Here is a 12754-nt window from a genome sequence, read left to right on the forward strand (position 1 = left end):
GCTTCACGCAGAGCCCTGCGTGTACAATGGTCATGGCTTCTTGAGCGCCCTTTGCAACTTGCAGGCTCTCCTTCTTGCCGTGGAACTGGCCAGCCCAAGCTCTACGCGATACTTCGTGACGGTGCGCCGGGCGAGGGCGAGACCCTTCTCGTTCAGGTTCCTCGCGATATCCTGGTCACTCAAGGGCGCGTCCTTGTCTTCGGCACTGATCATTCGACGGATGTCTTCCCGCACGGCCGCGGCCGAAACCGGGGTTGCCCCGTCACTCTGATTCAGCGCGACACTGAAAAAAGACCGCAGCGGCAAGATGCCCCGTGGTGTCTCGATATGACGATCGGACGTGATCCGGCTCACCGTGCTCGCATGAACACCTACGGTATCGGCAATATCGGCAAGCCGAAGCGGCAGAAGCGCCGCGGGGCCCTGCCGCAAGAATCCCTCCTGACGTCGCACGATTTCGGCGGCGACCTTGACCATGGTGCCGTCGCGCCGTTCCGCCGCGCGCTGGATCGAGCGTGCTTCCTGGAGCAGCTCGCGCTCCTGCACAGTCAGGCTGCCGCTCGTCGCGATTTCCTCGGCCGACCTGACCCGGATCGCACGGACCATGGGATTGCGGACATCCACCACCCACTCGCCTTCTCTTTCGAAAACCGTGAGATCCGGCCTGAGCGAAGGCTCGTTCCGGTCGCCAAACGCAGCACCGGGCTTGGGATCGAACCTGCGGATTCGGTGCAGGCGGGCCGCGACATCCTCGACGCCGGCATCGCAAATCTCCGCCAGGTGGTCCAGGCGGCCTTCCGCGATCAACTGGAGGTTTGCGAGCACACCTTCCATGACCGGATCGAACACGTCCGCATCAACAGCCTGCAACCTCAAGCACTCCGCGAGGTTACGCGCAAATAGCCCTGCGGGCTCGACCTGTTGGAGCTTGTGAAGAACATCTTCTGCTTCCTCAAGCGTGCCTTCGGCTTCTCGCGCGATCTCTTCCAGAGGCTGCCCCAACCACCCCGTCGGCTCTATTGCTGCGACCAGGTGCTCGGCAATCTCAAACTCGCGCGGCGTTTTGAGCAGCAAGGGCACCTGCTGCCAGATGTGTTCGAGCAGGCCTGCGGGCGCGGCGGAGATGTTTTCGATGGAATACCCATCATCCGCACCGGAACCCGGCATGAAGGAAGTGTCGCTTCTGGCCGGCGCACCACCGCCCCGATCCGAAAGCTGCAGTTCCAGGAACGGGTTCAGGCGGGCGCGAAACAGCAGGAAATCGGAAAACTGTTGGTTCGACATCCCCAAGGCTTCGATGGCCTGCCGCAGAGACGACGTCAGCTTGATCGACCGCGATTGATGAAGCTGAAACGTGAAACCCTGCATTCAATGGCACCCTTCGGATTGAGCCTGCCAGCGGCCGATGCGGGACTCTACCAGTCTCGGGACGCCCCACCCAGCCCTATGATGGGCGATGGCATTCCCGGCGACCTTGACAGCCGGGAATGCCCGTTCACACGCGGCTCCGGGAGTGATCGGTCACAGCCCATTTTCAGCCTGGCGTTCTCGTTCTCTACTATTCCAGCTATGGCCATGTCCGCGCGCTTGCGCAGGCCGGGGCCGAAGGCGCGCGCAGCGTGCCCGGCACCCATTTCGATCTGCGGCGGGTGCCTGAAACCGTCCCCGATGCCGTCCGGCAGAAGGCCGGCTTCGCGGCGGATGACACGCCCGTTGCCGCGCCGGCAGATCTGGAAGCCTACGACGCCATCATCTTCGGCACCCCGACCCTGTTCGGCATGATGGCCGGGCAGATGAAGTCTTTCCTCGACCAGGCGGGCGGTCTCTGGGCGCGGAACGCGCGTGTGGGCAAGGTCGCCGCTGTTTTCGCCTCGACGGTCTGCCGGCAGGTCAGTGACCGGCCGGAGTGTGTCGATATCGACGCGATGCGGATCGCGCCTTTCGACTATCTCCAAGGGATGACGGCCGCGCTGCGCGATCATTGTCCTCGGCTCTGTCTGGGCGGGGCAGCGGGCCAACCGCCAACGCGCCAGCACGGCCTCGGTGCGGCCGGTCCCGATGCGGGCGAAGACCGACTGAACAAGCTCAGGAAAAGGAATTCCGAATGCGCTGTCTGACCCTCACCCCTGACGTTGCGCCGAAGGTGCGGTTCGCCGGGCTGCGCCACCTGGTCGGACCTCGGTGCCCCGGCTCTCCGCGTCATCTGAGCCCGCCGCTGCGCCGATGCGGGCAAGCCCGAAATCGTCGAGGATGGCATAGACCGCCGGCAGGACCAGGATCACCACGAGGATCGACGCGATGAGGCCGAAAACAAGGCTCGCCACCAGCGGCACGAGAATCTGCGCCTGAAGGCTGGTTTCGGTCAGGATCGGGATCAGCCCGACAACGGTTGTCGTGGTAGTGAGGAACATCGCGCGAAAACGCATCCGCACCGCCCGGCCTGCGGCCCCGGTAACGCCGCCTGGCCCCGCGCCATGTTCGTCCTTGATGAATCCGACGAGCAGGATCGAGTTGTTCACGACCACTCCGGCGAGTGCGACATAGCCCAAGAGGCTCGGCATCGAGAAATCGAGTCCCATCGCGAGATGGCCGAAAATGGTTCCCGTGAGCGCCAGCGGGATCACCAGCATGACCACGAGGGGCTCGATGTAGCTGCGAAACTGGAAGCTGAGCAGGAGGAAAACCCCGAACAGCCCGATGGCGAATCCCTTCATCATCGAAAGCTGCGTTTTCGCCGCCTCCGCGCGCTGGCCCTCCACGTCCAGCGTGATCCCGGGATGGCGTTGCAGCAGGTCCGGCGCGAAGCGGTCGAGCGTGTCGCTGACGATGGCATTGGCATTGGCGAGGCGCGTGTCGATCGTGCCTTGCACCGTGATGGTGCGCACGCCATCCTCGCGGTTGATCCGGGCAAACCCCCGCCCGCTTTCTCCGTCGGCCACCACCGAGAGCGGCACGGCCGCGCCATCGGGCCGCACGATCACGAAATCGTCGAAGTAACCAAGCTGCGCCGCGGCTTCGTCGGTCAGCTGTGCGGTCACCTCGACAGACCGGCCCGCGACCTGCATCTCGCTGACCGTGGTGCCGAGATAGGCCCCACGCAACTGGTCGGCCACCATGGCGGCGGTGATGCCCATTGGCCCCGCCGCATTGTTGAGCGTGATCCGCCGTTCGGGTTTGCCGGGGCGCAGGTCGTCCATCACCGAGGTAACGCCCTGGTAGCTCGCAAGCCAGGCAGTGAGTTCCCGGGCGGCAGACTTGAGCAACTCGAGGTCGTCGCCCTTCAACCGCATGTCGAGGGCGATCCCCGCCGGCCCGATCGTGCTCTCGGCATACTTGAGCGCGATCACGTCCGGCAGGCTGCCCACCTCCGCGCGCCAGGCTGCCATCACCGTATCAGGCCGCAGCGTCCGTTCCGACGAGGGCAGGAGATCGACCGAGACGGTGGCAAGGTGCGGCCCGGCCTCGAAGGAGTCCCGGTTGACGCCGTAGCGCACCGTGATCCCCTGGACAAGCTCGGCACCCCCCGGCTGGGGCGTGGCCGCGTTCACCCGCCCGATGCCCGCGATCAACGCCTCCACCACGGCCTCGGTGCGCGCCAGTGGCGTGCCCTGGGGCAGCAGCAGCCGCGCTTCGACAACGTCGCCGTCAATCTCGGGGAAGGCCGTGAATTTCAGCGCACCTCCTGCCAGTTGCGCCACCGCGACCAGGAGGATCGCGACCGCCGCCCCCGCTACGGCGTAACGCGCGCGGATGGCACCATCTGCGAGCCGGCCCGTTGCATCGGTGAAGTATCCCAGCAGCGAATCGGCGACCCGGGCGAGCCGCCCCTCTCGGCGGGCATCAATGCTGCGCAGGAGGTGGTGCGGCAGGATCAGGAAGGCCTCGATCAGCGACACCGACAGCACGAAGAGCATCACCGCGGGCACGACGCGCAGCACGGCACCGAGATCGCCCTTGAGGAAGGCGAGCGAACCAAAGATCATCGCCGTGGTCGCGAACGAGGCAAGCACGTTGGGAAAGACCTGACGCGCGCCGCGGATAGCCGCGTCGAGCCGGTCTGCGCCCTTCTCCCTGTGCCGGGCGATGTTTTCCGAGATCACGATGGCATCGTCCATCAAGAGGCCGATCACGATGAGCAGGCCGATCGTCGTCATCAGGTTCAGCGAGTAGCCGAAGGCCGCCATGATCGCGAGACCACCCATGAAGGCAACCGGCAGTCCTGCGGTGACCCAGAAGGCGAAGCGCAACCCGAAGAAGAGCCAAAGCACGGCGAAGACGAGGGCGAGGCCCTGCAAGCCGTTCACGACCACCAGCATCAACCTTTCCCGGATGACTGTTGCGCCATCAGACGTGACATCCAGAGACACGCCGGGCGGCGCAGCGGCACGCTCGCCTTCGAGAAACGCAGTGAGCGCGTCGATGGTGTTCAGCGAGTCCTCGGAGCGGGTCTTGGTGACGTCGAGGAGCGCGGCGGGGCGGCCATTGTAGAAGATCGCATCATCCGCATTCGCATAGCTCTCGCTCACGGTCGCGATGTCGCCCACCCGGACCTGTCCGCCACCCTGCGAGGCGCGCACGACAACGTCGGCAAGCTCGGACGGGGTGCGTCGCTCCTCGGCAACGCGGATAAGAAGCGAGCGGGCGGGACTGTTGAGATTGCCTGCCGGCAGGTCGAGGCTTTCGGCCGCAACCGCCTTCGCCACGTCGGCCACCGACACACCGTAGTGGCGAAGCGCCACGGGGTTCAACTCGATCCGAAGTTCGAGCGTGGGAAAGCCCCGGATCTCGACCCGTGGGAGCCCCGCTTGCAGCATCCGCGTGCGCAGGGCCTCGGCATAGGCTTCGAGATCGGGCCGGTCGTCGAGGCCCGTTACCGCCACCGAGGCGACGAAATCCGTCAATCCCAGCGCGCGGATCTCGGGGCGTTCTGCCCGTTCGGGGAAGTCGCCGATTGCGTCGATCTCGGCCGTCACCTCCGCGACGAAACCCTGGAAATCTGCGCCCTCCCGCATGCGGGCAATGGCGCGGCCAAGGCCCTCGCGCGCCTCGCAGGACCTGGTTTCGATATCGTTGACGCCGTCGAGCGCGGTTTCGATCAGCTTGCAGATGCCGGTTTCCACGTCTTCCGGCCGCGCGCCCGGATAGGGCACCGAGATTTCTACCTCATTCGCCCCGGCGCGGGGAAAGGTCTCGCGCAGGAGCGTCGGCGCGGCGATGAGCCCCGCGCCGATGAAGACGATCATCAACAGGTTGGCGATTGTCGGGTGCGCAGCGAAAAAACGGATCATCGCGCGCGCGCCATGGCGGCCGCGAGGGCATCATCTTCGACCGGCGCGAGAAGCATCCCCGGCAACGCGAACGGGATATCGCTCGCCACCACGCGGGCACCTGCGTCGAGCCCCTCGCCGATCACCGCAAGCTCATCCTGTGTCAGCAGCGGGGCAACCGTCGCCGCGACAAGCCGGTCGTCCGCGCCGACCAGCCAGAGGCTATTGCCCGACAGGGCCGCGCGCGGCACCACCAGGCCCTCGACAGGCTTCCCGGCAATCTCGACCTCGACGAACATGCCCTTGGTCAGTGGCGGGCGCTCGGCAGGGGCGGCACCGGAATAGGCATCCTCGACCTCGACGATCACCCCGAGCATACCTGTCCGGGGGTCGATGGTTTCGCTCACCCGGGCAACGCGTGCGGGCCAGGTGAGGGTTTCATCCCCCAGAACAAGCCGCACCTCCGCCTTTAGCGAAAGGCTCTGGAGCAGCATGGTCATCGCCGCCGGGTCGGCGGCGAAGGCTGCGGCGTCGGGGGCGGCATGGCGCAGGAGCGCGCGCAGACGGGCGACCGGAACCTGAGCTTCCACCTCGGCCACGCCGGTCCCGTCCAGCGTTGCCGCCACTTCGCCCGACCGCAGGAAGCGCCCCGCTTCCACCGTGACCGAGGCCACCCGGGCCTCGATGGGCAGGGTAAGCGTGGTGCGCCCGAGGTTCAGCCGGGCCGCTTCTGCGGCAGCGCGCGATACGGCGATCTGTTCCTGCTGCACCGCGCGCTGGGTGGGGATGAGCGCAAGCCCCGCCTCGATCCCCTGTACCTTCTGACGCTGGACCAGCTCGGCGGACCGGGCATTGTCGAGCCCCGATTGTGGCAGGTTGCCGCCTTCGAACAGGCTGCGGGCGCGGGCGAGATCGGCTGCCTTGAGCGCAAGCGCCTCGCGCTCGATCTCGAGGGCGGCGCGTTGGTTGTCTTGCGAGACCGCGAGTTCGTCCAGCTTCGCCTCGGCGGCGCGCAGGTTGGCCTCGGCCTGGGCGAGCGCGAGGTCGTAATCCTCCTCGGCGATGCGCAGCAGCGGCGTGCCGGCAGGCAGGGCCACCCCGCGTTGCAGGCCGGGGTTCGTCCAGGCCACCGTGCCGGAAACCTGGGCGATAGCCTCGAAGGTTTCCGCCGGGGTCACCAGTCCGTAGCCGCGCAGCGTGGGAGCCACCGCCCCGGCGCGCGCAGGGATCACGCGCACCGCGACCGCCCGCTCGGCGGCCACGACCTGATCCGGCGGTGCCTTGGTCTGAACCGTGAAGGCGAGATAACCCACCCCCGCCCCGATCAGCGGCAGGGTGAGCAGGATCAATTTCAAGGCGTTGCGCATCATGCCTCGCTTTCCCGCGCGAGGGCGGAGATTTGCAGAGTGAGGAGCCGTTCGCCCTCATCCAGGAGTTTCGTGGGGTCGCGGTTCAGCAAGAGACGTAGGACGAGGCTCTGCATGACGCCCATCAGCAGGGTTGCCATATCGTTCGGCGAGATATTCCCGCCCAGCGCACCCTCGGACCGGGCGTCGGCGCAGAGCCGAACGAGGACCGTCTGGAAAGCCAGAATGCGCTCCTGCATCGCCGCGCGGACGGCGGCTTTTTCGTCGTCTATATCGCGTGTGACCATGATCTCAGGCAATGCCGGCGTGCGACTTACCAAGGCGAGATGGCCAAGCACGAGGGCGCGCAGCCGGTCGATGGCGGGGGCTTCGAGGGACACGGCGGCGTCGATGTTGGCGGCAATCTCGCCGCCCAGCCGGTCGGTGATTGCGCGCCAGAGATCGGCCTTGGATCGGAAGTGCCGGTAGATCGCAGGTTGGGTCAGACCAAGGCGCCGGGCGATGGCCACTGTGGTTACCGCCTTCGGTCCGCCATCGAAGGCGAGCGCAAGCGCGGTATCGAGAATCTGGGTGCGGCGATTGCTCATCCACGGGCCCTTCGCGCGAACAGGGCGACAAGGAGCCAGAACGCCATCCGGACGCCCAGCGCGACGGCGGTCCGAGGCTCGACCTGCGTGCCGCGCAAAGCCTCGACGGCGAAGCCGAGGGCGGCGATCAGGGTGGCGGCGGCGATGGCGAGCGCCAGTTGCCAGGCCCAGGGGCTGCCGATGAAGAGAAGAACCGCTGCCGCGATATAGCCGAAACCGAGGAACAGGTTGGCCCACAGCACCAAGGGGATCGTTGCGCCGGCAAGGCCTTGTCCCGGGCCGAAAAGCACCGCCCCCGCAGCGACGATCGTCAATACCCCAAAGCCCGCGGCCACAAGGGCCACCACACCTGTGATCCGGGAGCGCGGGTTTCGAGAATTGGCCATGGTCGGGCTTCACAGTCTGGTGAGTCGGCAGTGTTATACCGATATAACACGACCATGGCGAGGCCCTTTTTTGAAACCGGCGGCGGAGCGGACTTCCTTGGTTGAGGCCGGTATCGTTTCAGCCTTCGGCCCGCTGGAAACCGAGAACCCGACACGCGCGCAGGGCCGCAGTGCCGTCGGGCTCATGCGCAGGCGCGCTTGCCCTGAACATGTCGCCCCCACGATCCTTGTGCAGTTGCCTGTGCTCTAGGAAGCGGCACGCAACGCAACCTTGCGCCCCTCCTCGCGCCATTCCGGCAGGCCACCCTCCATGCGCCGGGCGTTCAGGCCGTGGCGTCTCAACGCGGTGACGGCCTGGTGGGCGTAGACGCAATATGGCCCCCGGCAATAGGCAACGATCTCGGAGTCCGGGTCCAGCGTGGGCGCAATCCGCTCGATGTCTGCAAGCGTCGCGTTCAGCGCGCCGGGAATGTGGCCCGCGGCGAATTCGTCGGCGGGCCGAACATCGAGCACGGTGACGGAGCCTGCGGCGAGCCGTGCCGCCAGATCCTTCCGGTTCACCGGTTCTGGTGCGTCCTCGCCGCCCGAGAGCCCCCGCAGGATGCGCTCGACCTGCGCAAGGTTGCGCTCGGCGACGATGCGCAGAAGGTCCATCAGCTCCAACGTCTTCGAATCAGTCAGCCGGTAGATCATTGCCTTGCCGTCGCGGCGGCTGGTCACGAGGCCCGAGCGGCGCAACTGCTGCAGATGCTGCGAGCAGTTGGCGATCGTGAGGTCGGTCTTTGCCGCGAGCGCCTCTACCCCGCGTTCTCCTTGCGCCAGTTGTTCCAGCAGCGAGAGCCGCGCCGGCGCGGAAAGCGCACGGGCGACAAGCGCATATTCTTCGAGCAGAGCTGCCTTCGGGTTGGTTGACACGGGTCTTCTCCAGTCGTTAGATCATTCAAGCGACTATTTGAATGATAACGATTCCATCGCATCCCACAAGGCTTAAGTCGAAATCCCATGTCCGAGACCATCCTTGCCGCCGAACCGACCATCCGCCTCGCTGCCTTTCTCGGCATCCTCGCGGTAATGGCACTCTGGGAGGTGGCCGCGCCGCGCCGGCGGCGAGAAATCCCGCGCGTTGTCCGCTGGACCAACAACCTCGCGCTCGTGGTGCTCGACACCGCGATCCTGCGGCTGACCTTTCCCATCGTCGCGGTCGGCCTTGCGGTCATGGCCGAGGACCACGGCTGGGGATTGTTCAACAACGTCAATGCGCCCGTATGGGTTGCCATCGTCGCCTCGATGCTGCTGCTCGATCTCGCGATCTATCTTCAGCACGTGATGTTCCACGCGATCCCTGGCCTCTGGAGGCTGCACCGAATGCACCATGCCGATCTCGAATTCGACACGACGACAGGCTTGCGATTCCACCCGGTTGAAATCCTGATCTCGATGGGCATCAAGCTGGCGGTGGTCGCGTCCCTCGGCCCGCCCGCTATCGCGGTGCTGCTGTTCGAGGTGCTGCTGAATGCCACCGCGCTGTTCAACCACGCCAATATCGACCTGCCGCGTCCGGTCGACCGCGTGCTGCGCCTGTTCGTGGTGACGCCGGACATGCACCGCGTCCACCATTCCGTCGATCCGCGCGAGACCAACTCGAACTATGGCTTCAACCTGCCGTGGTGGGACAGGCTGCTCGGCACCTACATCGCCCAGCCCGCCAGGGGGCATCAGGGCATGGAGATTGGCATCGAGCAGTTCCGCACCAGGCGCGACTTGTGGCTTGACCGGATGCTGATCCAGCCCGTCCGCGGCCCGGCATCGGGCCACGCGCTCGATCCGCGCATCACCAGCAAGGAGACACCCGAATGACGACCGGCAACCTGCAACGCGGCATCCGCGAGAACCTTGGACAGGTCTCGCATCAGCTTATCCAGGTCATGTTGGTCGGCTTTGCCATCGGCATGACACGCACCGTCGTTCCGGCGCTGGGCGAGAGCGAGTTCGGGCTTGAACGTGGCTCATTCCTGCTGCTCGCCTCCTTCGTGGTGGCCTTCGGCGCGGTAAAGGCGGTGATGAACTTCGTCGCCGGGCGCTGGTCGGAGCGGATCGGACGCCAGCGCGTGCTGTTCTGGGGCTGGGTGGTGGCGTTGCCGATCCCGGTGATGATCTGGTATGCGCCGGATTGGAGCTGGATTGTCGCCGCGACCGTATTGCTCGGCGTCAACCAGGGCCTTTGCTGGTCGATGACACAGACCGCGAAGCTCGACATCACCAAGGCCGAGGAACGCGGGCTGACCATGGGGCTCAACGAGTTCTCGGGCTATGTCGGCGTGGCGATTGCCGGTATTGTAACGGCCTATGCCGCCGAAGCCCTGGGTGCGCGCGTGGGCTTGCTCGTTTTCGGCATGACCGTCGTCCTGCTGGCGCTGGTGCTCACCGTGGTCTGGGTCAAGGACACGCTGCCCTGGGCCAAGGCCGAAACCGCCGCGCACAAGGCAGCACCGCCGAAATCGCTGCCGCGCTACCCTGTGGGCGTCTCTGAGCATCCCACCACCGGCGAGGTGTTCGCGCTGATGAGCTGGCGCGACCGGCGGCTGTTCGCGATCAGCCAGGCAGGGCTCGTCGAGAAGTTCGTCGATGCGCTGGTCTGGGCGTTGTTCCCGGTTTTCCTCGTGACGCGGGGCGCGAGCCTGCCTGAAGTCGGCTGGATCGTCGGCGTCTACGGTTTCGTCTGGGGTGGGTCACAGCTCTTCACCGGGCGGCTCTCGGATCATGTCGGCCGGTTCTGGCCCAACGTTCTGGGTATGTGGATCAGCGGCGCAGGCGTCGCGATGGTGGTGCTGGGCGAGGGCAGCCTGTGGTGGTCGGTTTCGGCCGGTGTGGCGGGCTTCGGCATGGCGCTGCTCTATCCCAACCTCTCGGCGGCCGTGGCCGACATCACGCCGCCCGCATGGCGCGGATCGGCGATCGGCATCTACCGTTTCTGGCGCGACCTCGGCTACGCCATCGGCGCGCTCGGCCTCGGGCTGGCGGCCAGCCTGACCGGCGCGGCAGAGGCGGCGTTCTGGTTCGTCGCGATCTCGATGTTCGTCTCGGGCGCCGTGCTGTTCTGGCTCGGAGAGGAAACCCACCCGCGCCTGAACCCCGCCGATCAGCCGGAGACCGTTGATGCATAGCGCCTCGGCCCGCCGCCTCGGCCTGCTTTCGATCCTGTTGGGGCTCGCATCCCTCGGGCTTCTGGCGGTGTCGATCCGGGGTTTCCGGGCGGGTGGCTGGCCTTGGCCACAAGCCTATGAGCTTGCCGGTTGGGGGGTATGGGCGGCAACTGGCGGTGTTGTCGCCGCCCTTGGCGGGCTGGTGGCCCGGGGGCGCAACCCGCGCGGCGGGGGTGGTATCGTCCTGTTGGGGCTGATCCTGTCGCTGCCCGTCGCGGGCCTCGGTGCCGCCTTCGAGATCACCGCCCGCACCACGTCGCCGATCAACGACATCTCGACCGACACGGACGATCCTCCCGTGTTCTGGTTTACCGCCACGCCCAGCGATTACCCGGCGGAGAACACCGGGCCGCAGCGCGCTGCCTATCCGGATGTGCGCCCGCTGGATCTGCCGGTCGCCGCAGACGAGGCCTTCGCGGCGGCGCTTGCCCTCGTGGAAAACCACGGCTGGGAGGTGCTCTCCGCCGACCCTGCGGAAAGCCAGATCGAGGCCATCGCCACCAGCCGCCTGTTTGGCTTCGAGGACGAGGTGGCGATCCGCATCACGAAGACCGACACGGGCACCCGCATCGACATGCGCTCGCGCTCGCGTCTCGGCCAGATCGACCGCGGCGCGAATGCCCGGCGGATCGAAGCATATCTCGAAAAACTTGAAACGCGCGCCCAAGACTGAGGACTGACCATGAAACACCTGATCCTGCTCAATGACCCGCCCTATGGCACCGAGCGCAGCTTCAACGGCCTGCGCATGGCCCATGCGCTCGCCAAGAACGACCCGGAGGCGGAGATCACCGTCTTCCTGATGGCCGATGCGGTGCTCTGCGCCAAGTCCGGGCAGACGACGCCCGATGGCTTCTACAACCTCGAGCGGATGATCCGCCGTGTCTTGTCCGCCAAGGGCCGCGTGTTGATGTGCGGCACCTGCATGGATGCGCGCGGCCTCGCCGAAGGCGACATGATGGCGGGGGCGACCCGCTCGACGATGGACGAACTTGCCCAGGCGACGCTCGCCGCCGACAAGGTGCTGGTGTTCTGATGGCCGGGATGCTGACGCTCGGTGCCCTCGCGGCCGACCCTGATCGCTTCCACCTGATCGACGTCCGTGATGCCGAAGACTACGCCGCCGCGCATGTCGCGGGCGCCGTGCATGTCCCGCTGTCAGACCTCGCGGCCCGGGCAGACGAAATCCCCGCCGGAAAAACGCCGGTGACGATCTGCGGCAAGGGCGGCGGGCGGTCCGCCGAGGGCGCGGACATCCTGGACAAGCTCGGCCACCCGGGTGCCCTCTGGCTCGAAGGCGGCACGAACGGCTGGCTTGCAAAAAACACCTGAACACCACGTAACCGGAACGGAGGAGACCCCGGATGACCCTGAAACACCTTCTCGCGGCGGCAAGTGTCGCGCTCGGGCTGCACGCAGCGCCCGCGCTGGCACAGGATGCGGCCGTCGAGGCCATGCAGGAATACATGATGTTCTCGGACTACGAGTCCGGCATCATCCTGCCCCAGCAACTTGATCAGACCGTCTTCGAGACCGCGCTCTTCGTCGACACCCGCGACGCCGGCCAGTTCGGCGAAGGCACGATTCCCGGTGCCGTCAACATCGAATGGCGCGAAGTGCTCGACCGGATCGACGAGATCCCCGAGGACGGCATGACCATCCTGTTCTGCAACACCGGCAGTCTCTCGGCGCAGGCGGCCTTCGCGTTGCGCGTGGCCGGGCGGTCGAACGTCGTCGCCATGCAGACCGGCTTCACCGGCTGGCAGCAGGACGCGGCCTACAAACCGTAAGCCGTCATCCGCGTTGCGGCAGCAGGATCACCGCGCTGCCGATCAGACAGAGCGCCAAGCCGGCCAGATCCCAGAGGTCTGGCCGGTTTCCCCCGATCGGCCACATCCAGGTTATCGAGGCGGCGACACAGATCCCGCCATAGGCCGCTTATGT

General features: G+C 66.3%; 13 protein-coding genes and 1 pseudogene. 7 read left to right on the forward strand and 7 right to left on the reverse strand.

The window, feature by feature from the left end:
* Positions 1 to 30: 30 nt before the first annotated feature.
* Positions 31 to 1368 carry an RNA polymerase factor sigma-54 gene (gene rpoN, locus B9Y97_RS04470; RefSeq protein WP_085525620.1) on the reverse strand — a complete coding sequence of 446 codons (1338 nt, stop codon included), beginning with the start codon at positions 1366 to 1368 and terminating at the stop codon, positions 31 to 33.
* A gap of 188 nt (positions 1369 to 1556) precedes the next feature.
* Between rpoN and wrbA the strand changes: the two are divergent.
* Positions 1557 to 2117: pseudogene (gene wrbA / locus B9Y97_RS18315) on the forward strand (NAD(P)H:quinone oxidoreductase); the annotation flags it as partial.
* 3 nt (positions 2118 to 2120) lie between these two features.
* On the opposite strand, the gene B9Y97_RS04480 reads toward wrbA, so the two are convergent.
* The 5 genes from B9Y97_RS04480 to B9Y97_RS04500 form a co-directional block, all read right to left on the reverse strand.
* Positions 2121 to 5288 (reverse strand): efflux RND transporter permease subunit, encoded by a 3168-nt coding sequence (locus tag B9Y97_RS04480; protein ID WP_085525621.1) that lies wholly within the window; start codon positions 5286 to 5288, stop codon positions 2121 to 2123.
* The gene (locus B9Y97_RS04485; RefSeq protein ID WP_085525622.1) at positions 5285 to 6637 is read right to left on the reverse strand and encodes an efflux RND transporter periplasmic adaptor subunit; all 1353 of its coding nucleotides are present in this window, start codon (positions 6635 to 6637) and stop codon (positions 5285 to 5287) included. The genes B9Y97_RS04480 and B9Y97_RS04485 overlap by 4 nt, the downstream gene beginning before the upstream one ends.
* The gene (locus tag B9Y97_RS04490; protein ID WP_085525623.1) at positions 6634 to 7221 is read right to left on the reverse strand and encodes a TetR/AcrR family transcriptional regulator; all 588 of its coding nucleotides are present in this window, start codon (positions 7219 to 7221) and stop codon (positions 6634 to 6636) included. Before B9Y97_RS04490 ends, B9Y97_RS04485 begins: the two co-directional genes overlap by 4 nt.
* Positions 7218 to 7565 carry a hypothetical protein gene (locus B9Y97_RS04495; protein ID WP_139828224.1) on the reverse strand — a complete coding sequence of 116 codons (348 nt, stop codon included), beginning with the start codon at positions 7563 to 7565 and terminating at the stop codon, positions 7218 to 7220. The genes B9Y97_RS04490 and B9Y97_RS04495 overlap by 4 nt, the downstream gene beginning before the upstream one ends.
* Before the next feature lie 288 nt (positions 7566 to 7853).
* Positions 7854 to 8522 carry an ArsR/SmtB family transcription factor gene (locus B9Y97_RS04500; protein ID WP_085525625.1) on the reverse strand — a complete coding sequence of 223 codons (669 nt, stop codon included), beginning with the start codon at positions 8520 to 8522 and terminating at the stop codon, positions 7854 to 7856.
* Between the two features lie 87 nt (positions 8523 to 8609).
* Between B9Y97_RS04500 and B9Y97_RS04505 the strand changes: the two genes are divergently transcribed.
* Genes B9Y97_RS04505 through B9Y97_RS04530 form a run of 6 tightly spaced genes read left to right on the forward strand, consistent with a single transcriptional unit; the run spans position 8610 to position 12600 of the window.
* Positions 8610 to 9464, forward strand: a complete 855-nt coding sequence (locus B9Y97_RS04505; protein ID WP_085525626.1) for a sterol desaturase family protein — start codon at positions 8610 to 8612, stop codon at positions 9462 to 9464.
* The gene (locus B9Y97_RS04510) at positions 9461 to 10771 is read left to right on the forward strand and encodes an MFS transporter (protein ID WP_085525627.1); all 1311 of its coding nucleotides are present in this window, start codon (positions 9461 to 9463) and stop codon (positions 10769 to 10771) included. The genes B9Y97_RS04505 and B9Y97_RS04510 overlap by 4 nt, the downstream gene beginning before the upstream one ends.
* Complete coding sequence (locus tag B9Y97_RS04515; protein WP_085525628.1) at positions 10764 to 11483, forward strand: DUF1499 domain-containing protein; 720 nt, start codon at positions 10764 to 10766, stop codon at positions 11481 to 11483. Before B9Y97_RS04510 ends, B9Y97_RS04515 begins: the two co-directional genes overlap by 8 nt.
* A gap of 9 nt (positions 11484 to 11492) precedes the next feature.
* Positions 11493 to 11846 (forward strand): DsrE/DsrF/TusD sulfur relay family protein, encoded by a 354-nt coding sequence (locus tag B9Y97_RS04520; protein ID WP_085525629.1) that lies wholly within the window; start codon positions 11493 to 11495, stop codon positions 11844 to 11846.
* The gene (locus tag B9Y97_RS04525; RefSeq protein WP_085525630.1) at positions 11846 to 12142 is read left to right on the forward strand and encodes a rhodanese-like domain-containing protein; all 297 of its coding nucleotides are present in this window, start codon (positions 11846 to 11848) and stop codon (positions 12140 to 12142) included. The genes B9Y97_RS04520 and B9Y97_RS04525 overlap by 1 nt, the downstream gene beginning before the upstream one ends.
* Before the next feature lie 32 nt (positions 12143 to 12174).
* The gene (locus tag B9Y97_RS04530) at positions 12175 to 12600 is read left to right on the forward strand and encodes a rhodanese-like domain-containing protein (RefSeq protein ID WP_085525631.1); all 426 of its coding nucleotides are present in this window, start codon (positions 12175 to 12177) and stop codon (positions 12598 to 12600) included.
* A 4-nt stretch (positions 12601 to 12604) separates the two neighbouring features.
* Here B9Y97_RS04530 and B9Y97_RS18320 read toward each other — a convergent pair whose 3' ends face one another.
* Positions 12605 to 12706, reverse strand: coding sequence for a YnfA family protein (locus B9Y97_RS18320; RefSeq protein ID WP_254900847.1), 102 nt, complete (start codon positions 12704 to 12706; stop codon positions 12605 to 12607).
* Positions 12707 to 12754 lie beyond the last annotated feature (48 nt).

It is taken from the genome of Maritimibacter sp. HL-12 (assembly GCF_900177545.1).
Classification (GTDB): domain Bacteria; phylum Pseudomonadota; class Alphaproteobacteria; order Rhodobacterales; family Rhodobacteraceae; genus Sinisalibacter.

Coding starts and splice junctions, on each gene's coding strand:
- rpoN (WP_085525620.1), bottom strand. CDS start 1,368: ATGCAGGGTTTCACGTTTCAGCTTCATCAATCGCGGTCGATCAAGCTG.
- B9Y97_RS04480 (WP_085525621.1), bottom strand. CDS start 5,288: ATGATCCGTTTTTTCGCTGCGCACCCGACAATCGCCAACCTGTTGATG.
- B9Y97_RS04485 (WP_085525622.1), bottom strand. CDS start 6,637: ATGATGCGCAACGCCTTGAAATTGATCCTGCTCACCCTGCCGCTGATC.
- B9Y97_RS04490 (WP_085525623.1), bottom strand. CDS start 7,221: ATGAGCAATCGCCGCACCCAGATTCTCGATACCGCGCTTGCGCTCGCC.
- B9Y97_RS04505 (WP_085525626.1), top strand. CDS start 8,610: ATGTCCGAGACCATCCTTGCCGCCGAACCGACCATCCGCCTCGCTGCC.
- B9Y97_RS04510 (WP_085525627.1), top strand. CDS start 9,461: ATGACGACCGGCAACCTGCAACGCGGCATCCGCGAGAACCTTGGACAG.
- B9Y97_RS04515 (WP_085525628.1), top strand. CDS start 10,764: ATGCATAGCGCCTCGGCCCGCCGCCTCGGCCTGCTTTCGATCCTGTTG.
- B9Y97_RS04520 (WP_085525629.1), top strand. CDS start 11,493: ATGAAACACCTGATCCTGCTCAATGACCCGCCCTATGGCACCGAGCGC.
- B9Y97_RS04525 (WP_085525630.1), top strand. CDS start 11,846: ATGGCCGGGATGCTGACGCTCGGTGCCCTCGCGGCCGACCCTGATCGC.
- B9Y97_RS04530 (WP_085525631.1), top strand. CDS start 12,175: ATGACCCTGAAACACCTTCTCGCGGCGGCAAGTGTCGCGCTCGGGCTG.
- B9Y97_RS18320 (WP_254900847.1), bottom strand. CDS start 12,706: ATGTGGCCGATCGGGGGAAACCGGCCAGACCTCTGGGATCTGGCCGGC.